Annotated in this window: 19 protein-coding genes; 12 read left to right on the top strand and 7 right to left on the bottom strand. The window is 32.9% G+C overall.

Features of this window, described 5'->3' with window-relative positions:
- The first annotated feature begins 20 nt into the window (after window positions 1-20).
- The 9 genes from ABNT22_RS00785 to ABNT22_RS00745 all read left to right on the top strand — a co-directional run bounded on the left by ABNT22_RS00785 (window position 21) and on the right by ABNT22_RS00745 (window position 8,843).
- Complete coding sequence (locus ABNT22_RS00785) at window positions 21-824, top strand: LexA family transcriptional regulator (protein WP_348715483.1); 804 nt, start codon at window positions 21-23, stop codon at window positions 822-824.
- Window positions 825-842: 18 nt separating this feature from the next.
- The gene (locus ABNT22_RS00780) at window positions 843-1,466 is read left to right on the top strand and encodes a DUF6973 domain-containing protein (protein WP_348715481.1); all 624 of its coding nucleotides are present in this window, start codon (window positions 843-845) and stop codon (window positions 1,464-1,466) included.
- 1 nt (window position 1,467) lies between these two features.
- Window positions 1,468-2,154 carry an alpha/beta hydrolase gene (locus ABNT22_RS00775; protein WP_348715479.1) on the top strand — a complete coding sequence of 229 codons (687 nt, stop codon included), beginning with the start codon at window positions 1,468-1,470 and terminating at the stop codon, window positions 2,152-2,154.
- A 42-nt stretch (window positions 2,155-2,196) separates the two neighbouring features.
- Window positions 2,197-2,634, top strand: coding sequence for a hypothetical protein (locus ABNT22_RS00770; RefSeq protein ID WP_348715477.1), 438 nt, complete (start codon window positions 2,197-2,199; stop codon window positions 2,632-2,634).
- 110 nt (window positions 2,635-2,744) lie between these two features.
- On the top strand, window positions 2,745-3,422 hold the full coding sequence (locus ABNT22_RS00765) for a succinate dehydrogenase cytochrome b subunit (RefSeq protein ID WP_348716688.1): 678 nt from the start codon (window positions 2,745-2,747) through the stop codon (window positions 3,420-3,422).
- A gap of 18 nt (window positions 3,423-3,440) precedes the next feature.
- Entirely contained in the window at window positions 3,441-5,456 is a 2,016-nt protein-coding gene (locus ABNT22_RS00760; RefSeq protein WP_348715475.1) for a fumarate reductase/succinate dehydrogenase flavoprotein subunit, read from the top strand.
- A 16-nt stretch (window positions 5,457-5,472) separates the two neighbouring features.
- Complete coding sequence (locus tag ABNT22_RS00755) at window positions 5,473-6,219, top strand: succinate dehydrogenase/fumarate reductase iron-sulfur subunit (protein ID WP_348716686.1); 747 nt, start codon at window positions 5,473-5,475, stop codon at window positions 6,217-6,219.
- 316 nt (window positions 6,220-6,535) lie between these two features.
- Window positions 6,536-7,669: an SPFH domain-containing protein gene (locus ABNT22_RS00750; RefSeq protein WP_348715473.1), complete on the top strand. Its 1,134-nt coding sequence runs from the start codon at window positions 6,536-6,538 to the stop codon at window positions 7,667-7,669.
- Window positions 7,670-7,739: 70 nt separating this feature from the next.
- Window positions 7,740-8,843: a DNA helicase PriA gene (locus ABNT22_RS00745; RefSeq protein WP_348715471.1), complete on the top strand. Its 1,104-nt coding sequence runs from the start codon at window positions 7,740-7,742 to the stop codon at window positions 8,841-8,843.
- Between the two features lie 43 nt (window positions 8,844-8,886).
- Here the strand turns inward: ABNT22_RS00745 and ABNT22_RS00740 are convergent, their stop codons facing one another.
- The gene (locus tag ABNT22_RS00740) at window positions 8,887-9,267 is read right to left on the bottom strand and encodes a DUF1573 domain-containing protein (protein ID WP_348715469.1); all 381 of its coding nucleotides are present in this window, start codon (window positions 9,265-9,267) and stop codon (window positions 8,887-8,889) included.
- A gap of 7 nt (window positions 9,268-9,274) precedes the next feature.
- A complete protein-coding gene (locus ABNT22_RS00735; protein ID WP_348715467.1) occupies window positions 9,275-10,171 on the bottom strand; it encodes a thioredoxin family protein in 897 nt (298 codons plus the stop codon).
- Window positions 10,172-10,349: 178 nt separating this feature from the next.
- On the opposite strand from ABNT22_RS00735, the gene ABNT22_RS00730 reads away from it, so the two are divergent.
- Together ABNT22_RS00730 and ABNT22_RS00725 are read left to right on the top strand one after the other, a co-directional pair.
- On the top strand, window positions 10,350-11,327 hold the full coding sequence (locus tag ABNT22_RS00730) for a histidine kinase (RefSeq protein ID WP_348715465.1): 978 nt from the start codon (window positions 10,350-10,352) through the stop codon (window positions 11,325-11,327).
- Between the two features lie 6 nt (window positions 11,328-11,333).
- Window positions 11,334-12,011 carry a LytTR family DNA-binding domain-containing protein gene (locus ABNT22_RS00725; RefSeq protein ID WP_348715463.1) on the top strand — a complete coding sequence of 226 codons (678 nt, stop codon included), beginning with the start codon at window positions 11,334-11,336 and terminating at the stop codon, window positions 12,009-12,011.
- 19 nt (window positions 12,012-12,030) lie between these two features.
- On the opposite strand, the gene ABNT22_RS00720 is transcribed toward ABNT22_RS00725, so the two are convergent.
- The 3 genes from ABNT22_RS00720 to ABNT22_RS00710 are packed head-to-tail and all read right to left on the bottom strand — an operon-like array spanning window position 12,031 to window position 14,392.
- Window positions 12,031-13,179, bottom strand: a complete 1,149-nt coding sequence (locus tag ABNT22_RS00720; RefSeq protein WP_348715461.1) for an endonuclease — start codon at window positions 13,177-13,179, stop codon at window positions 12,031-12,033.
- A 24-nt stretch (window positions 13,180-13,203) separates the two neighbouring features.
- On the bottom strand, window positions 13,204-13,809 hold the full coding sequence (locus ABNT22_RS00715) for an NAD(P)/FAD-dependent oxidoreductase (RefSeq protein ID WP_348715459.1): 606 nt from the start codon (window positions 13,807-13,809) through the stop codon (window positions 13,204-13,206).
- A 1-nt stretch (window position 13,810) separates the two neighbouring features.
- Entirely contained in the window at window positions 13,811-14,392 is a 582-nt protein-coding gene (locus ABNT22_RS00710; protein WP_348715457.1) for a MarC family protein, read from the bottom strand.
- Window positions 14,393-14,508: 116 nt separating this feature from the next.
- Here ABNT22_RS00710 and ABNT22_RS00705 point away from each other — a divergent pair, with 116 nt between their 5' ends.
- The gene (locus ABNT22_RS00705) at window positions 14,509-15,081 is read left to right on the top strand and encodes a DUF3109 family protein (RefSeq protein ID WP_348715455.1); all 573 of its coding nucleotides are present in this window, start codon (window positions 14,509-14,511) and stop codon (window positions 15,079-15,081) included.
- Between the two features lie 67 nt (window positions 15,082-15,148).
- On the opposite strand, the gene ABNT22_RS00700 is transcribed toward ABNT22_RS00705, so the two are convergent.
- Window positions 15,149-15,850, bottom strand: coding sequence for a hypothetical protein (locus ABNT22_RS00700; protein ID WP_348715453.1), 702 nt, complete (start codon window positions 15,848-15,850; stop codon window positions 15,149-15,151).
- Window positions 15,847-20,145, bottom strand: coding sequence for a thrombospondin type 3 repeat-containing protein (locus ABNT22_RS00695; protein ID WP_348715451.1), 4,299 nt, complete (start codon window positions 20,143-20,145; stop codon window positions 15,847-15,849). Before ABNT22_RS00695 ends, ABNT22_RS00700 begins: the two co-directional genes overlap by 4 nt.
- Between the last annotated feature and the right edge of the window lie 50 nt (window positions 20,146-20,195).

Here is a 20,195-nt window from a genome sequence, read left to right as displayed (position 1 = left end):
TGTGTCAATTTTAACTTATTATGGGAATTTCAGAAAAAATAACGGCAATTAGAGATCGATTCAACCTAAACAATTTTTCATTCTCAAAAAAGATTGGGGTCACCGGAACCACTGTAGACAGTATTATTAATGGGCGTCCGCAAAATGACGGCAGTAGAAAAAAAACAAAACCTGGCTACGACGTTCTATCTTCTATTATCAATGTTTTTGACATAAATCCAGACTATCTTTTTGGAAAAAGTGAAGTTATGTTAAAATCAGAAACTTCTCAAATTCAAACATATTCTGGAGTTCCACAAGTAGTTGCCGTAAACAATTCAGGAAACGAAAATGTTGTATACGTTCCTATTCAAGCTAGGGCAGGGTATTTAAATGGTTATGGAGATGTTGATTATATTGAACAACTTCCTTCTTTTCATATGCCCCATTTAAATAACGGTACCTATCGTTGTTTTGAAGTTCAAGGAAACTCAATGGTCCGTACTTTTTTTGATGGTGATTTAGTGTTTGGGAAATATGTTGAAAACCTTAATGATATTAAAGATGGACGTGTATATATTATTGTAAGTAAAAATGATGGCATTGTTTTAAAACGTGTTATTAATCGTATTGAAGAACGTGGAAAACTTATTTTAAAAAGTGATAATAAAGACGGTAACTACCCTACTTACACCATAAACATTGAAGAAGTTATGGAGGTTTGGTACGTAACTATGTTTGCTTCTAAACAAATGCCAGAACCTGTAGATATTTACGATAGATTGCACGAACTTGAAAGTAGGGTTATTGAGTTACAAGAAAACCTATACAGGCAACAAAACTAAATTGTTTCGATTATTTTTATGATGAAACATGTTGTTTTTATTGGCCTATTTCTAATAAGTATTTGTTCTTTTTCTCAATCTTCTTTTCAGAAATTTACAAAACTTTCTTCTCCTAAAAAATGGTGGGTTATTTGGCATCCTTTTAAAGCTCAAAAAGCATTAGCTATCTCAAAAGAAGCCAACTATGTTACTGACTCTATTAAAACATCTCCTCTACTAGATGGTGATATTGCTGGTGGACAAGTAGATGCCTTTCGTCATGCTTACTGGATGGCTAGGTTACATCAAGAAATTGGTGAAAACGCAGCTCGATCATTAGGGAAAGCACATGAAAAAGAAAACTACCAAACCTATAAAAAACGAAAACTTGAAGATGGAGAAGTTCCAGATAAAATAGCTTCTACTATGGATTTATTTAATAATGAAGTAGGCCTAAGTCTTACCTCCAAAGGAAGTAACCTTACCAAAGATGGACTGATATATAAAATCATTAATGCTATCCACAAGGGTAAACTCAAAATGATTCGAAAAGATGTAAAAGGTAACTTTTTAACTTGTGAGGGTAAAAAAATCCCTTGGGATTCTCTCAAAGGAAAATGGGAAAACAATAAGTGTTTGATTAACACAAACAATACTCCTTAGAATGCAGAAAGTATATTTTATTTCTGGTACAATGTGTACAATAGATTTATGGCAATTTGTTTTTCCAAATTTAGAAAATATACTTCCTGCATATATTGATATTACATCTGCACATTCTTTTGAAGACATTAATCAAATCATACTGTCTGAAATATCTGAACCAGCAATTATTGTAGGCTTTTCTTTAGGTGGTTTTTCTGCAATGAATTTTGCAACACAATACCCAAAAATGGTCAAAAAATTATTTATTGTTGCTGCAAACACGAATGGGTTAAAAGAAAAAGAAATCCAACTCAGAAACAGTACTATTGAATTTTTAGAAAAGCATTCCTATAAAGGAATTTCACAAATAAGGATTCAACAATTTCTGCACCCAGATAATCATCAAAATCTAAAACTCATCGATATCATAAAAAAAATGGATGCCGACCTAGGTAAAGATGTCCTTATTCGTCAACTCAAAGCCACTTCTACGAGAATTGATATAACAAAAGAGGTGATCCAATTACAAATCCCGATACATTATATTGCCGCAGAGAATGATATTTTAGTAAAATCTTCAGAAATCAAATCAACTGCTAAAAGCTCAAAAAAAGGAATTTTTGTCAATCTAAAAAACTGCGGACATATGATTCCTCTTGAAAAAGGAAAAGCATTATCGGTTATCTTAAACCAAACAATTACTTGATTTTTAATTTTTTAAAATATAAATTAGTAAAAAAACACTCTCATGAGACTTCTATTCTTATTTGCTTGTTTACTCATACTTGCTAATTGTAAAAACAACAAGCACACATTTACTAAAACCAAAAATTGTGTTGAGCTTATTGTGAAAAAAGACGATTCTCTTGGAAGTATAAGAAATCACGATAGCAAAAAAATCAGTTTGAGCAGTACTATAGATAAATATATTTCTTCTGTAGAAAAATTACACTTTTCAGATTGTTCTAAAGACTTTAATAAAGCATTCCAAAATCATCTTTCTGCTTGGAAAGACATGAAAGCAGTAACCGATAATCATACACTTTTAAGAGGAGAAATGCATTCGCTTTTCGATTCTATTAAGCAAACCAATGATAGTTTGGTCTTTACAAAAAAGTTAACTGCTATTTTTGACACTTGGAAAACAGTAGAAATTGCTATTGAACCCTTTCAATTAAAAGATTAGTTTTTTTATTATTTATACCCATTCTAAATATTTAACAAAATAATTCGCAAAGTTTGTGCAAGTAGTGTATAGCCATTAAATTTGTGCTTATTATTTAATCAATAAACAAAATAATGGGATTATTAAAATCTTCTATCGGAAGAAAATTTGCCATGGCACTTTCGGCATTTTTCTTAATGTTCTTTTTACTACAGCATTTTGCAATCAATTTAACATCAATTTTTCCTGATAACGGATCAACTTTCAATAAGTTATCTCACTTCATGGGAACTAATGCAGTAGTACAATACGTAATGCAACCCGTATTAATTTTCGGTGTAGTATTTCACTTTGTAATGGGATTCGTTTTAGAAATTAAGAACAACAGTGCTCGTCAAGTAAAGTATGCTAAAAACAATGGTGGTGCTAATTCATCTTGGATGAGTAGAAACATGATTTTTAGTGGAGCAGCTATCTTAGCTTTTATTGTATTACACTTTATCGATTTTTGGTTTCCAGAAATTAACACCAAGTTTATTCAAGGAGATTGGAGTGGTATGCACGATGGAGAGTTTAGGTATTTCCACGAATTACAACATAAGTTTGTAAGTCCGATTAGAGTTGGGGCTTATGTAATTGCTTTTGTATTCTTAGCATTACACCTTTTACACGGATTTAATTCTGCTTTCCAATCAGTTGGAGCAAATAACAAATATACAAACGGTTTAAAAACTTTTGGTAAAGTTTACGCAATTGGTATTCCTGTAGGTTTTATCATTATTGCATTATTTCACCATTTTAACCACTAATAAAACCACTTAAATAATATGGCAATTTTAGATTCAAAAGTACCAAAGGGTCCATTAAAAGATAAGTGGACAACTTATAAAGATAAAATCAACTTAGTTAATCCTGCAAATAAACGTTTAATTGATGTTATTGTTGTAGGAACAGGTTTAGCAGGAGGTTCTGCTGCTGCTACTTTAGCTGAGTTAGGATATAACGTAAAAGCATTTGCTTATCAAGATTCTCCTCGTCGTGCACACTCAATTGCTGCGCAGGGGGGTATCAATGCAGCAAAAAATTACCAAGGAGATGGAGATTCTACTTACCGTTTATTTTATGATACGGTAAAAGGAGGAGACTACCGTTCTCGTGAAGCAAACGTTTATCGTTTAGCTGAGGTATCTGCAAATATTATAGATCAATGTGTGGCACAAGGTGTACCTTTTGCTCGTGACTATGGTGGATTATTAGATAACCGTTCTTTTGGAGGGGTATTAGTATCTCGTACTTTCTATGCTAAAGGACAAACTGGTCAGCAATTATTATTAGGAGCATATTCTGCAATGAACCGTCAAATTGCTCGTGGTAAGATTGAGATGTTCAATCGTCATGAAATGTTAGATGTTGTTATTGTTGATGGTAAAGCTCGTGGTATTATAGCTCGTAACATGGTTACTGGTGAGATTGAGCGTCATTCTGCTCATGCCGTTGTAATTGCTTCTGGAGGATACGGAAATGTATATTTCTTATCAACAAATGCAATGGGTTCTAATGCTACTGCAGCATGGAAGATTCACAAAAAAGGAGCTTTCTTTGCAAACCCTTGTTTTACACAGATCCACCCAACTTGTATTCCTCGTTCTGGAGATTACCAATCTAAGTTAACGTTAATGTCTGAATCATTACGTAACGATGGACGTATTTGGGTTCCTAAAAAAATGGAAGATGTTTTAGCAATTAGAGAAGGTAAATTAAAGCCTACTGAAATTGCTGAAGAAGATAGAGATTACTATTTAGAGCGTCGTTACCCTGCTTTTGGTAACTTAGTACCTCGTGATGTTGCTTCTCGTGCTGCCAAAGAGCGTTGTGATGCTGGATTTGGTGTAAACGCTACTGGTGAAGCGGTTTATTTAGATTTTAAATCAGCTATCGAGCGTTACGGAAAAGAACAGTGTAAATTAAAAGGAAACGACAACCCAACGCATGCTGAGATTTTAGCGGAAGGAGAGCAAGTTGTTGAAAACAAATACGGAAACTTATTCCAAATGTACGAGAAGATCGTAGATCAAAACCCGTACAAAACTCCAATGATGATTTATCCTGCAACTCACTATACAATGGGAGGAATTTGGGTAGATTATAACTTAATGACAACGATTCCTGGTTGTTATGCTATTGGTGAAGCTAACTTCTCTGATCACGGTGCGAACCGTTTAGGGGCTTCTGCTTTAATGCAAGGTTTAGCAGATGGATACTTTGTATTACCATATACCATTGGAGATTATTTAGCTGACGATATTCGTACGGGAGCTATTTCTACTGAAACAAAAGAATTTGATGAGGCTGAAAAAGCGGTTAAAGACCGTATTGATTTCTTTGTAAATAATCAAGGAACTCATTCTGTAGATTACTACCACAAGAAACTAGGAAAAATTATGTGGGAGAAATGTGGAATGGCTCGTAACGAAAAAGGTTTAAAAGAAGCTATGGCTGAAATTAAAGCTTTACGTGAAGATTTCTGGAAAAATGTAACTGTACCAGGAGGTGCAAATGAAATGAACCCAGAATTAGAAAAAGCAGGTCGTGTAGCTGATTTCTTAGAATTAGGAGAGTTATTTGCACGTGATGCACTAGACAGAACAGAATCTTGTGGAGGTCACTTTAGAGAGGAATCTGTTGAATTAGATGGTCCTCAAAAAGGAGAAGCAAAGCGTGATGATGTAAACTTTACTTATGTTTCTGCATGGGAATATAAAGGAGAACCTGCTGATGCTGTTTTACACAAAGAAGATTTAGAGTTTAACGATATTGAATTAAAACAACGTTCATACAAATAAGAAGAGGATTATGAATATGAATTTAACACTTAAAATTTGGCGTCAAAAAGACGCAAGTGATAAAGGAAAAATGGTCGAATATAAAGTGACCGATATTTCTGAACATATGTCCTTCTTAGAAATGTTGGACGTATTAAATGAACAATTGATAGCAAAAGGTGAAGAGCCTGTAGCATTCGACCACGACTGTCGTGAAGGTATTTGTGGAATGTGTTCATTATATATTAATGGTGAAGCTCATGGGCCTGATAGAGGAGTAACAACATGTCAGTTACACATGCGTATGTTTAACAACGGCGATACTATTTATATTGAGCCATTTAGAGCAAAAGCTTTCCCTGTTGTAAAAGATTTAGTTGTAGATCGTTCTGCTTTTGATAGAATTCAACAAGCGGGTGGATATGTATCTATAAACACTTCTGGTAATACACAAGACGCGAATGCAATTCCTATTAATAAAGAAAATGCAGACAAAGCTTTTGATGCAGCAACTTGCATCGGTTGTGGTGCATGTGTGGCTACTTGTAAAAACTCATCTGCTATGTTATTTGTTGGAGCAAAAGTTTCTCAATATGCTTTATTACCGCAGGGACAAGTAGAGGCTACAGATCGTGTTCAAAATATGGTAGCTCAAATGGACTTAGAAGGTTTTGGTAACTGTACAAATACTGGAGCATGTGAAATTGAATGTCCGAAAGGAATTTCTTTAGAAAATATTGCTCGTATGAATTCAGAGTTCTTAAAGGCAAACTTAAAAGGATAATAGCATATATTTCTATATATAATAAAAAGGCTAAGTAAAATTACTTAGCCTTTTTCATTTTTTATAACTAATATTCATACGCTTATGGTTCTCCGTAATAAAAAGATATTTCTTCTTTCTACTTTTGCCCCCGTTGGTTTTTTAAGATTAAATATCGTCTGGGGGGACGAATCTATAAAAACTAAAAAGTTAACTACTATTAACTTATGTAGAGCGCATTCATACTATATGTTTGCGCTTTTTTCTTTTTGGTATGTAACAAAAATCCCCTCAAGTTTACTTATATTGTAGGAGTAATCTATTTAAAAAAAATCAAATGGGAATTTTCGATGAAATTAAAAAGAAACTAAGCAACGAGTTTATTGATATAATTGAGTGGTTAGATAACACTAACGATACCTTGGTGCATCGCTTTGAGCGTTATCAAAATGAAATTAAAAATGGTGCTCAATTAATTGTAAGGGAAGGTCAAATGGCGGTCTTTATTAACGAAGGTCAATTGGCAGATGTTTTTAGTCCTGGAACCTATACACTAAACACGCAAAACCTACCTATATTAGCAACACTTAAAGGTTGGAAATATGGTTTTAATAGTCCATTTAAAGCTGAGGTTTATTTTGTAAGTACTCGTTTATTTACCGATGAAAAATGGGGAACTAAAAACCCTATCACATTAAACGATGAGCGTTTTGGTTTTGTTGAGATTAGAGCTTTTGGTACGTATGCTTTTAAAATTAATGATCCAGGTAAATTTATTAAGGATGTTGTTGGTACCGATAGTAACTTTACTAATTATGAGATTAATGAACATTTAAAAAGTCTTATTTCCACAAGGTTTACAGATACTATTGGAGAGGCTAATTTACCTATTGAATTGTATGCTGCCAATACCAATGAATTATCAGATACTTGTTTAGAAGTTATGAATCCTGAGTTTAACTCAGTAGGTATATCTCTAGAAAAATTTTACATTGAAAATGTTTCTATGCCTGAAGATCTTAAAAAAGAGATTTTTGAGTATAGTAGACTTAACAAACTAGATCTTGATAAACTAGCTAAGTTTAAAGCTGCCAAAGCAATGGAAGTTGCAGCAGCAAATGAATCTGGAGCTGCTGGAGCTGGAATGGGAATGGGAATGGGATTTGCTATGGCGCAACAAATGGGAACTTTGTTTAATCAACAAACGCAATCTACAACCACAAACCCAACTGCCTCAACAGGAGCTACACCTCCCCCATTACCAAATCAACCTCAATATTTTTATGCGGTTAATGGTCAGCAAGCCGGACCTGTTAACTACGAAGCCTTAAAAGGATTATTTGCTGGAGGTAGTATCAATGCAGAAACTTTAGTATGGAAACAAGGAATGCCAAACTGGGCAAGTTTACAAAGTGTACCTGAATTACAAAACTTGTTAGGTTCAGTTCCTCCACCATTACCAAACAACTAAAATAAAACGACAACTCAATTCTACCTGTTATGAAGAGAATAACAGGTGGTTTTACGTGTTTCTCATATAAATGAATCAAGAAACCATACAACATTCTGAGCAAAAAAAACCATGCGTTAATTGCGGTGCTGAACTATTATATAAACCAGGGTCTACCGAAATTAAGTGTGATTATTGTGGCTATGAAGAAACCATAGAAAAAGCAGCTTCGGCATTTGAAGAGCTTGAACTTTACCCCTATTTAGAAAAAATGGGGGCACAATCTCATACAGAAAAAATAAGCATGCTTCATTGTAAATCTTGTGGAGCGAATCAACATGTTGAGGAGAATTACAAGTCTTTACATTGTGTGTATTGCAGTCAACCTTTAGTTGTTGAAGATGCCTATCAAGAAGATTGGATTTTACCTGGGGCTGTACTTCCTTTTCAATTAACTCATAAAGAGTCTCATCAAATTTTCAGAAAATGGGTGAAAGGTTTATGGTTTGCTCCGAATAAACTTCAAAAAGCGGCATTAGACCCTCAAAAAACGAAAGGACTTTATGTTCCATACTGGACTTTTGATGCTGAATTATTTGCTGATTATACTGGCCAGAGAGGTGATTATTATTATGTAACAGAGAGTTACAGTACGGTAGAAAATGGAAAAACCGTTAGACGAACTCGACAGGTAAGAAAAACTCGATGGACCCCAGCTTCTGGATCTATAAGTGGTTTTATTGATGATACACTTATTAGCGCTTCTAAACAACGAAACAACTCCTTACCTAATAAGATAGCACAATGGAATTTAGGTGCTTTACAAACCTTTAATTCAAAGTATTTAGCTGGATTTGTTACTGAAAAATATACGTTACCTTTAAAAGATGGACATTTAAAATCTAAAAGGCAGGCTGAAAAAATAGCAAATAATTGGGCTTGCAGAGATATTGGAGGAGATACCCAATATGTAAGTAGTTTAGATATGAAACTTTCTGAAGAGACTTTTAAACATATACTTCTTCCTGTTTATATCTCATCTTACATATTTAACAATAAGAAGTATCATTTTTATGTAAATGGTCAAACTGGAGTTATTTCTGGTAATAGACCTTATTCTTTTTGGAAAATTTTCTTCGCTGTGATTTTAGGGCTCTTGCTTATTGGTATTATCGCGATTGTTTCCCAACAATAATAAAAACAAACCCCCGAGTTAAACTCGGGGGTTTTTCATTAATCTATTTAGCAGCGACTAATGACTTCTCTATAAACCCTTTTATTTTCAGTGCTTTTCTTTTTGTTTTAGCATTTGACATAACTGTAAACATTTTTGAAAATCCACCTATTCTTTTTGTATCATAAGAGACTTCTATTTTCCCCTTTTTCCCAGGCATAATAGGTTGCGTTGGTTTTTTAGATACTGCACAACCACAAGTTGATATTACCTGTTTAATTATTAATGGCTCTTTTCCAACATTCGTAAACTCAAATACTCGTTTTCCTTCTGAACCTTGAGTTATTTTTCCGTAATCAATTGTTTCTTTTTTAAACTTAAATTCTTGTGCATTTACCATTCCTATGGTAAAAACAAATACTAAAAAGGTAATCATTGTTTTCATAATATTATTATTTATTTAATTCTGTTTCTTTTTTAATTGATGCTATTGCTTCCAAAGCATTAACATTGTTTGAGTCTAAAGCCAATACTTGCGCATAGTTTTTTATGGCTTCTTCATAACGTTTTGCTTTATGTAAACCTTCTGCATAGCTATCAAAAACATTGGTCTTATAAGGGTACATTTTGGTGTTTAATTCAAAAACTAATAAAGCCTTTTCTAGTTCACCAGAGCGCAGTAATTTGTATCCATAAGTATTCAATTCTCTACTTCCTTTGGTATATTCTGATAAATAAGATAGGTAAGCAGTTAGGTTCTTTTTTAGTTCATCAATTCCTTTTTCTTTGATTAATTTATCTAGAAAAAACACTACTCCATAATTGGGGGTATATTTTTCTTCTTTAACAATAGTAAGTATATCTCTTTCAAAATCTTGCTTTGGATACTCAACAATTCTTGCTACTTCTTTATTTTCTTTATAAAAAACGAATGTGGGTACTCTATGAATGTTAAGGCCTTTTTCTTCTCCTCCTGGTGAAGTTTTGTAAGCTTCTGGTTTTCTATCAACAGCAATAAGCTCAACGTTTTTATGGTTTATTTTTGCTTTATCCAGTACTTTATAAAACCTTGGTAATTCACGTTTACTATCTCCACACCAGCTTCCAAAAAACACTTTTATTTTGTAGTTTTTTAAGGGAGCTTTTATTTCTTTTATAACATTGTCGTTTGTAATATAACTTTCATAGTTTTTAGAGTACCAATCAAAATCACTATGATTAAAAGCTTCTATATTGGCTTTTCCTAAAAGCATTAGTTTTCCTTTACTATCTTTAATTGTTTGGTTTATTTCTTGTGCAAACAAAGTGTTAGCTATAAGAAATAAACTCAATATTAATTTTATGTTCATTGGGTTGTTTTAATACGAAACTATAGCTAAAGTGTGTTTTTATAAAACAATCTTTACAAGCTCAAAAAAAGTCTGTACCAACTACATTTTAAAGCGTATCAAATGCATTTTGTATAGAGAAACTTGCATTTTGTACTTAAGGTTTGAGCTTTTAATATTTATTATTTACTTTCAGTGTATGAAAACTATTTTATATAGAAAGAATATTACGCAACTCCTCATTCATGTGTTGTTTTGGGGATTGTTCATTTTCGTTTCTCTATTTGTTTTTACTAATTTTTATTGGGCAGCCAATCCATTTTTACAGTATTTATTTTTACTGCTATTTATTGTATACTTTAATTATTTTATCCTGCTTCCTTTTTTTGTTCGAAAAAAGTGGTATTTCATTTATAGCGTTTTATTTATTTCAATATCTTTTTTTGCTACTCAATTGTATTGCAATGTTTTTGCTCGTTGTGGCTGTTCTGTAATGAAGTGCTTGAGTGATTATTTGTGGCAAACCTTAGTACCCCTACTTTTCTTTTCTTTTTTATGGATGTTATTTAAATTTATTGGTGAACAAGAAAAAGTTGAGAAAGCAAATCAGGAAAGAACTGAAATTGAATTGAAGTTTTTAAAATCTCAAATAAATCCACATGTCTTGTTAAATAATTTAAACACGATTTACGCTTATTCTATAGACAAACCTAGTGAAACTCCTGATTTAATCTTAAAACTGTCTGAAAACCTAAAACACGTTCTATATGAAACAAATTCTCATAAGGTTTTACTTGAAAAAGAACTTAATTTTATTGAAAACTATATAGAGTTTCAAAAAATAAGAACACAAGGGATAAAAAAAGTACATTATACTTCTAGTATTGACAATGACAACTATGCTATAGCTCCTTTACTTTTAATTACCATTATTGAAAATGCTTTTAAGCATAGTTCTACACATAGTGAAATAGTTATATCTATTGAAGTTATTGATGGAGAATTGTTATTAAAATGTCATAACTTATTTGATGTTCAAAAAACCAAAGAAACGAATACTATAGGATTACCTAACCTACAAAAAAGGCTTTCATTAATTTATCCAGATAAACATGATTTGAAATTGAACGAAAAAGATAATTCATTTTCTGTTTTTCTAAATCTAAACTTAAAATAGTTTACAATGAAATGTGTTATTCTTGAAGATGAATTGCCAGCGCAATTAGTTTTAAAAAATTATATCGCAAAGTTTAATCAATTAGAATTGGTTGCAACTTTTCAAACAGCTATTGAAGCTAATTCATATTTAAAAGAGCATTCAGTAGATCTTCTTTTTCTAGATATCAATTTACCAGATATATCGGGGCTAGAATTTGTTAAATCTGTTAAAAACCCTCCTAAAATTATTATGACCACTGCATATCCTAATTTTGCAGTTGATAGTTTTGAATTAGATACTATTGTAGATTATTTGGTAAAGCCTTTTTCTTTAAACCGCTTTTTAAAAGCTATTGGTAAAGCTGAAAAACTTCATCAAGTAGTTAACTCAAAACCGAGTGAATCGTTTGTTTATTTAAATATTGATAAAACACTACATAAAGTAGACACTAGTAGTATTTTGTACATTGAATCTGATCGAAATTATTTGACTTTTGTTACTACTGCAAAAAAATATCTAATTATCGATTCTCTAAAAAATTGGAAAGAGAAATTGGAACCTTATCATTTTATACAAGTTCATAAATCGTTTTTAGTTAACCTTAAAAAGATTAATAATATTGCAGGTAACTTGGTTCAAATAAATGAGAAGAAGATTCCTGTAGGACGAACTTATAAGAAAAAATTAATGGCTAATTTTTAGTTAGCCATTAATTTTGTTTTTATTTCCAAGTATTTTCTGCACTGTCTTGCCCCCAAATAACTGTTGCTAAATAAGGATTGTCAATAAATGGATTTCTGTTACCTTGTTTTGTTGCAAGTACATTATTTCTATTTTTTTCAAAATCTGAAATAGGGTCAGCAGCATTCCATTCTAATAATAAGTTAATCATATTACTATCTGAAGAATTAGCAGTACCTGTAGCTACATTCTTTGGTAAACACTGGCTACCGTAGCGTAGGTACATGTACATCATCATACGTGCTACATCTCCTTTCCATTCTTCACCTGGGTACCATCCTCCTGTTGCATCTCCAGCATTTCCAGAACCAGCAACAAACTTCTTGTTTCCTCTGTTAGAATTCATTGTTACATCTGCAGGTCTTAAATGGTGTGCATCGGAACCTGGACCAGAACTTCCTAAGTTAGGGGTTCCTAAAGATCTCGGGTATACGTGTTCTCTATTCCAATCTGAACCAGCTGATCCTCCATTATTATCTTTCCCTCTAGTCCTATCTGTTACTGCATTTCCATCTGAATCGTTATATCCATACACTAAAAGTACTTTATTGCTATTTGTTGGGTCTAAATCAGATTCCTTCAATGCATTCCAAACTCCTGGTGTATATGATAAAAAAGATGAGTGAGAATTAATGACTACTGTTGCCAATGCTTCTCTTAAATCTGATCCTGTTTTTGTAAAATCTACACTACTGTAATAGCTAGCTAAAGCTGAAGGTATATTAAAGCTCCCAGCGTTTCCACCAGTACTAGTTCCATCATCTTTTACGTTTACAGTTATGGTTGCCGTAGAACAACTAGAAGTTGTAATTGTACTACAAATAGTATAGGTAAATGTATCCGCTCCAACAAAGTCTGTAGCTGGAGTATACCTAAAATTGTTTCCTTCTTTAGCAATTGTAGCTCCTTTGCTAGAAGTCGTATCAAATGTTAATTTTATACTTCCTTCTTTGTACGTGTCATTTGACAAAAAACCAGACAAAGCTGTAGGTGTGTTCTCAGTAGCTTCAAACGCATCATTCACCGCTACCACTTTATCTTCTGGATCAGGTTTTACAACATCACTGTCATTTCCTCCACATCCTACAAAAAATAAGGTTAATAAACCTAATAGATAAACTTTCTTCATTATTAAATCTTTGTGTTTCTAAGATTATACTTTGTCGTGCACTTTCGTAGGCACATGGTCGTTCCAAATAGTTAAAATATCTGTAGCTACACTTGCTCCACTTCCAGCTGCAATAGCAAATTGGCTTCTCCAACCCGCTAAGGTTCCACATACGTATAATCCCTCTCTAATTAAATGGCCAAAGTTACGCAATTGTATTCTATCTTTCATAACATTAGCTCTACTATGTCGTTCTACGTATTTTTCTAATCCTGCAATCTCAAAAGGCTTCGAATAATTCAAGGCTACAACTACTACTTTTGTTAAGTATTCACTCTTATTTGTTATTACCTTGTACCCTTTATCATCTTCTAAAACGGCTTCTACTTTTTCTTTTTCAATTTGTGCTATATGTGGGTATAGGTCGGTTAATTGTTGTTTTCCTTGCAACAAAATATCTTCTCCTTTAGTTCCTTTTGGTACACCTAGCACATTGTTAAATAAAGCGTTTTGTAAATGTGACGTTTTCTGATGCATTATTATTCCTATTTTCTTTCCTTGAGCATAAGCTTTATTATGTGCAGATCCTAAAACCAAAGCACATTGCATACCAGAAACACCTCCTCCTATAATTAAACAATCAAATGTCATATTAAGCAAATAAAATTTTAATGTTTGCAGCAAATAATTTTACCGCAATTGCTAATAAAATAACTCCAAATATCTTTTGAATTATTTTAATTCCGTTAGCTCCAATAATACGTTCTATTTTTGAAGATGTTTTTAATACAACGTATATTAAAACCACGTTTAAAAAAATAGCTACTAATATATTTTCAAAAGCATATTCTGCCCTTAAAGAAAGTAATGTTGTTAAGCTACCTGGACCTGCAATTAAAGGAAAGGCAATCGGAAAAACTGATGCATTCAAGGCGTTGTCTTCGTCTTCTTTATATAAAGTTATTCCTAAAATCATTTCTAAGGCTATGAAAAATAAAATAAATGCACCTGCTACTGCGAATGAGTTTACATCTATTCCAATAAAACTTAAGAGTCGTTGCCCTAAAAACAAAAATACCACCATAATAACTCCTGCTATCAATGATGCTTTTTCTGATTGAATGTGTCCTACTTTTTTTCTTAAATCAATAATAATAGGAATATTTCCAATAATATCTATAACCGCAAATAATACCATAAACGCAGTTACTATTTCTTTTAAATCAAAATTCATGTTTTAATTATTTTTCAATTGTAAAATTAGATAAGTAATCTAACAAACTACTATTTTTGCGACTTAAATATACATGAACTTTTTGTAAAGTTTATAACTATCATTTTTTTATAAGTATGTTTCAACTAGGTAAAACGATTGTTTCCGAAGATATTATTGAAAAGGATTTTGTGTGCAACTTATCTGCATGCAAGGGTATTTGTTGTGTTGCAGGTGAAGCGGGAGCTCCTTTAGAAAAAGAAGAAACCCAAATTTTAGAGGAAATATATCCTGTGGTAAAACCTTTTTTAAGAGAAGAAGGAATAAAAGCTATCGAAGAGCAAGGTACTTGGATTACTAGTGATTTTGGAGAATTAGAAACTCCTTTAGTAAATAATGCAGAATGTGCTTATGTAATTTTTGACGATAAAGGAACTGCTTTATGTGCTATTGAAGAGGCTTACAATAAAAAGCTGGTTAACTGGAAAAAACCTATTTCATGTCACTTATATCCTGTTCGTGTTCAAAACTATAGTGAGTTTGCAGCAGTAAACTACCATAAATGGGATATTTGCGATGATGCATGCTCTTTAGGTAAAGAATTACAAGTTCCTGTGTTTAAATTTGTAAAAGAGGCCTTAATTAGAAAATTTGGTCAACATTGGTATGATGAGTTAACATCAATTTCTGAAAAAAAGAACAAAAAATAAACCAACTAAAAACAAAAAAGAGAAGTAAAATTTACTTCTCTTTTTTAATACTCTTTCTTTTTAAACTTTACTTCACTGTAAAGCTCCAAACTTGTCCTATAGATTTTGCTCCAGCAGCATCTATCGTATTAATTTTCCAATAATATGTTTTTCCTGCTTCTACAGTAACATCCAAATTTTGAACTGTTAAACCAGTTTCTTTTTCATCTGGAGTTGTTGTTTCACCAAAATAAACATCATATTTTAAAGTACTAACATCTGAGTCAGAGTCAGCTCCTTTCCATCTTAAATTAACTGTTCCTGCCGCTACATCATCTTTTCCGTTTTCAGGAGCTTCCAATTTTGCACTAAACGGTGCAGCATTTGTAACTCCATCTCCTTTCGTGAAAAATGCAAATACAGATGATACTGGTCCTTCAGCTTGTTTACTATCTATTGCAGTAACCGTCCAATAATATGCCTTAGATTTATCTAATGTAACTGTAATATTAGAAGCTGTTGCCGTTCTAGTAGTTACATTACTTGTCATACCTCTATCACTTGCAAAAGTTACTTTATAAGATACATTATCATTGTTATTAGGATCTGTTGCATCTGTCCAATCAAAATTAACCGTATTACTAATACATAATTGATTGTTAGTAGGTTGTTGAAGTTCAACTCCACTAGGTGGATCATTTTGTGGAGTGCTACTACCTCCTCCTCCTCCACAAGAAGTTAAGGCAAAGGTAGCAACTGTTAATATTGAATATATTATATTTTTTTTCATCGTTTTAATATTTTAATTGGTTCAGAATTCTCAACTCCTAATTTTAAGATATAAATTCCAGAATTATAATTTTCGAAAGGAACTGTTAATGTGTTTCCACTTACTCTAACTTTTTGGTTAAAGATTACTTTTCCTGTTAAATCATAAACCATTGTTTCTACTTGATCTCTATTTAAGTTATTTGGCATTAACACCTCAATCTTTGTAGAAATTGGGTTTTGTTTTAAGAAAATACCGTCAATCACCATTCTAAATGATCCTTCACAAGCTTTTGCTGTTTTTACTTCTAAAACTCCTTTTTCTTCAACTTGAACGTTAAATGTTTTACTGTTGAAAGTACCAACTAAATCACCGTTTAAATATACATTATAAGGAGCAGTTCCTGAATTTACTTCTACAGTATATTCTTTTGCAGCTTGTTTTTTAGCAACTCTTAAAGAAACTGGTGCAGCTTCATCAATATTAAATTCGAAACATTGCGTATAAGATCTACCATCAACAGAAACACATACCTCATAGCTTCCTGGTGCTAAGCTTTCAAATACAGTAGTACTTGTTGTTCCAATAATGTTCTTAGTTTCGCTCTTTCCTGCTCCATTAAGTGTAACTGTATAATTCACAAATGTTTGCGCAACACTAATTGTTATTTTTCCGTCATTTTGATCAACACATGTTTCTGATGTAATTGATGCAGTAATATTATTTTGTGCTTCGTAGCTAGTATCACAAACATCTCCTACTCCGTCGTTGTTTCCGTCTGCTTGGTCAGCATTTGCAGTATTAATACAGTTATCAACGTCGTCCATAATACCATCTCCATCTGAATCTTGACATGCATCTCCTACTCCATTTCCATCAGCATCCGCTTGATCTGCATTTGCATTATTAGGACAGTTATCTGTATCATCTAAAACTCCATCTCCATCAGTATCTTGACATACATCTCCTACTCCATTTCCATCAGTATCTTTTTGATCTGCATTTGCAGTTCCTGGACAGTTATCAACATCATCCATAATACCATCTCCATCTGAATCTTGACATGCATCTCCTACTCCATCATTATTGAAGTCTTTTTGATCTGGATTTGCTTTATTAATACAGTTATCTACGTTGTCCATAACACCATCTCCATCTGAATCTTGACATGCATCTCCTACTCCATTTCCATCAGCATCTGCTTGATCTGGGTTTGCTGTAGAAATACAGTTATCAACATCGTCCATAATACCATCTCCATCTGTATCTTGACATGCATCTCCTACTCCGTTTCCATCAGTATCTTTTTGATCTGCATTTGCTGTAGAAACACAGTTATCAACTCCATTTAAAACACCATCTCCATCTATATCTCCATCAGGATCTATCTTAAACTCACCAGAGAAAACTCCTCTACCATAAGTAGCAGCAAATACTACATTATCATCACGCAAGTCTAAATCTAAAACCGGAACATTACTCATTCCGTTGTATGATTGTGTCCAACTAGGAGAATCTGCATCAAAATTATCTGTTTGCCAAACCCCTAAGTCAGTACCAATAATAACTTCTTTTGGATTTAAAGGGTTTTGTAAAATTGTTTTTACAGGAATATCTGGTAAATCTCCTTCTTTACTTTTCCAAGTTGTTCCTCCATCACTAGTATACCAAACGCTTGTTACTCCATAGTTATGGAATGTAACAAAAATTTGATTTTCATTCGCTCCAAATTCAATATCAGAAACAGTTCCAACAAAACCTGATCCAGTAATTTCTGTCCAAGTATTTGTGTCTTCATTTGCTTTTTCAACTTTTAAAACTTTTCCATTTCTTAATCCAACAAATAGCGTAGTTGAAGTAGTTGTATGTGGAGACACCTTAATTAATGAAGGCTCTACATTCATTAAATCATTTCTTAATTCATCTTTTACTACAGCTCCACTACTACCTAAGATATTTGAATATCTTCTGATTACAAAATCGCTATCACCTTCCGTATAGTTTGAATATAAAATATTTAATTGAGAATCTAAATCCTCTTGATTTATAAAGTCTCCTCTACTAGCATTTTCGCTATTAATGGTTGTCCATTGACTTGTAGCGTAGTTATATAAATTGATAGAGTTGTTATATACATAGTTTGTAATAAAGTATCTATCAGTTCCATCTTGATCAAAGAAACTTGCTGCTCCATCACCTCCAGCTGCTCTTTCAGAACTGTTGATTCCTGCTGTAGCATTTTCTACAAGCTGCGTACCATTATCTTGTGCTCCAGCTATAAAAAATTCATTTCCACCAAAAGCAGTAGTTGGTGCAACTCCTAAAGTATAAAATTGAAGTGTGTTATAATTCTTGTTTCTTGCTCCTATTGTAGTACCTCCATTATTTGAAAAATACACACCTCCATCAGTACCAAATAACATTCTTGAAGAAGAAGCAAAGGCCATACCATGTTGATCTGCATGTACAATAGGAACACCTAAAGCTGCTAAATTATTGTTGTTTGACCATTTCGAAATTTGTGTCCAAGATGTTCCTCCATCTGTTGATTTAAATAAATCAATTCCTCCTGCATATAATACGTTTTCGTTATTAGGATCAATTGCTAGTAATAAATCATACCATGCTTGTCCTCTGGTAAAGTCATTTGCTGGAATTCCATTGTCTGCATCATTTGGTAACGCTAAATCTGTTACCGTTGCAAAATTATCAGTTGTTTTTAACATCTTAACTGGAGCTGCAGCTGAAGTACCTTCCGCTAATACGTATACTGTATTTGCATTTGTTGGTGATACCACAATTTCAGTTCTATTTGCATCCGCCACCGTATATACTAGGTCAAAATTAGTTCCGTCCGTAGATTTCAAAATTGCTCCTTGTCCATCTCGGAAAGCAGAACTTCTTTTTGTACTTACATAAATAGAGTTATCTGCTGCAATTTTAATTCTTACAGGATGATAACTATTACCTGTTGCTGTTCTTACATCTAATTTTGTAAAGTTTTCTCCATCAGTAGATTTATATATTCCAATAGTATCACCACCTAAATTTGTAGCTCCATATCTATAAAAAACATCTCCCACAGCTATAAAAACCTCAGAAGTTCCTCCGTTATTTCTTACAACGATATCATTAATGTGGTGTATACCTTCTACAGTAGCAAAACCATTCACCGCATCATAATCTCCTCCTGTTAATGTTACATTTACAGCTCCTGAACCTAAAGCTGTTATTAAAGATTCTCCATCATTTTTACCAACCATAATAGAAGGAATGGTTACACTCGGCCCATCGGTTCCTGCTGCCATGTTAAACGGAGCAGTATCTTGGTTATTAACAATAATTATTGCTTTTGCTCCTGCTTGTTGTACTTTTAGTGCTTTTAAAGAAAAGTTACATGCTCCTCTTCTTACAATAGCTATCTTTCCATTTAAGGCTGCTGCGTTTGTTATATTGTCACAAGCATCATTCGCATCAGTAGAAGAAACCGAAGCGTCTCCATTATCATCTTCTGCTAAAACAATATCACTAGTAATTGGAGTAGTTATTGCACTACCAAACGCTTTAGATAAAATTGCTATGTAATCATTTGCTACACTAGCAGGTGAGTTCACCGTTAATTGAACGTTATACTTAATTACTGGACTACCGATTTCTCTACCAATAATTCTATTCCATGTTGTTCCTCCATCTGTAGATTTCCATAATCCGTCTCCATTAATTTCTCCATTTACAAATGTTTCACCTGTTCCTACATAGAATATTTGAGAATTGTTAGGATCAACTGCGATAGAAGAAACCGCTAAATTTTCAGGAATCCCAACACGTTCCCATTTAGAATTTGAATTTGAAATATTCGTGTTTTTCCATAATCCTCCACTTACACCTCCAGCAAATACTGTTTCGTTGGTAGCATCATTTGGATCAAAAATTAAAGCTCTTGTTCTTCCTCCTACATTATCTGGACCTCTTTCAACCCATGCATTATCTGCTTCTCCTGGAGCTTTTAAACCTGCTCTTCTTTTGTTTAACTTTTCTTGAAGATCGTATATTTTTTCTCTATGTGTTTGTCCTGTTGAAGGGTCAATTTCACTCAAAGACTTCTGTTCAAAGTAAGCATTAGGAGGTAATCCCATCGCTTTTCTTTGCTTCTTTGGAAGTTCCGCTATTTTCTGATAAGGGTGGTTTTGTAAAAACTCAGCATGTTGCTTTCTAAGTTTTTCTACTTCTGATTCTTTTTTGAATGAGTCTTTTAAAATTAAACCCACTCCTGCAATCATCAGTAAACCGAAAAAGGGTAGTAGTTTTTTATTCATCTTCATTTTATTTATAACTTATATAACAGGTAAAAAGTTTTTTACCCTAC

This window comes from Tenacibaculum sp. 190130A14a, from assembly GCF_964048965.1.
Taxonomy (GTDB): Bacteria; Bacteroidota; Bacteroidia; order Flavobacteriales; family Flavobacteriaceae; genus Polaribacter; species Polaribacter polynesiense.
This window is presented reverse-complemented; position numbering and strand designations above follow the sequence as displayed.

Coding starts and splice junctions, on each gene's coding strand:
- ABNT22_RS00770 (WP_348715477.1), top strand. CDS start 2,197: ATGAGACTTCTATTCTTATTTGCTTGTTTACTCATACTTGCTAATTGT.
- ABNT22_RS00700 (WP_348715453.1), bottom strand. CDS start 15,850: ATGAAAAAAAATATAATATATTCAATATTAACAGTTGCTACCTTTGCC.
- ABNT22_RS00760 (WP_348715475.1), top strand. CDS start 3,441: ATGGCAATTTTAGATTCAAAAGTACCAAAGGGTCCATTAAAAGATAAG.
- ABNT22_RS00710 (WP_348715457.1), bottom strand. CDS start 14,392: ATGAATTTTGATTTAAAAGAAATAGTAACTGCGTTTATGGTATTATTT.
- ABNT22_RS00745 (WP_348715471.1), top strand. CDS start 7,740: ATGAATCAAGAAACCATACAACATTCTGAGCAAAAAAAACCATGCGTT.
- ABNT22_RS00705 (WP_348715455.1), top strand. CDS start 14,509: ATGTTTCAACTAGGTAAAACGATTGTTTCCGAAGATATTATTGAAAAG.
- ABNT22_RS00780 (WP_348715481.1), top strand. CDS start 843: ATGATGAAACATGTTGTTTTTATTGGCCTATTTCTAATAAGTATTTGT.
- ABNT22_RS00755 (WP_348716686.1), top strand. CDS start 5,473: ATGAATTTAACACTTAAAATTTGGCGTCAAAAAGACGCAAGTGATAAA.
- ABNT22_RS00730 (WP_348715465.1), top strand. CDS start 10,350: ATGAAAACTATTTTATATAGAAAGAATATTACGCAACTCCTCATTCAT.
- ABNT22_RS00740 (WP_348715469.1), bottom strand. CDS start 9,267: ATGAAAACAATGATTACCTTTTTAGTATTTGTTTTTACCATAGGAATG.
- ABNT22_RS00785 (WP_348715483.1), top strand. CDS start 21: ATGGGAATTTCAGAAAAAATAACGGCAATTAGAGATCGATTCAACCTA.
- ABNT22_RS00725 (WP_348715463.1), top strand. CDS start 11,334: ATGAAATGTGTTATTCTTGAAGATGAATTGCCAGCGCAATTAGTTTTA.
- ABNT22_RS00750 (WP_348715473.1), top strand. CDS start 6,536: ATGGGAATTTTCGATGAAATTAAAAAGAAACTAAGCAACGAGTTTATT.
- ABNT22_RS00695 (WP_348715451.1), bottom strand. CDS start 20,145: ATGAATAAAAAACTACTACCCTTTTTCGGTTTACTGATGATTGCAGGA.
- ABNT22_RS00715 (WP_348715459.1), bottom strand. CDS start 13,809: ATGACATTTGATTGTTTAATTATAGGAGGAGGTGTTTCTGGTATGCAA.
- ABNT22_RS00775 (WP_348715479.1), top strand. CDS start 1,468: ATGCAGAAAGTATATTTTATTTCTGGTACAATGTGTACAATAGATTTA.
- ABNT22_RS00735 (WP_348715467.1), bottom strand. CDS start 10,171: ATGAACATAAAATTAATATTGAGTTTATTTCTTATAGCTAACACTTTG.
- ABNT22_RS00720 (WP_348715461.1), bottom strand. CDS start 13,179: ATGAAGAAAGTTTATCTATTAGGTTTATTAACCTTATTTTTTGTAGGA.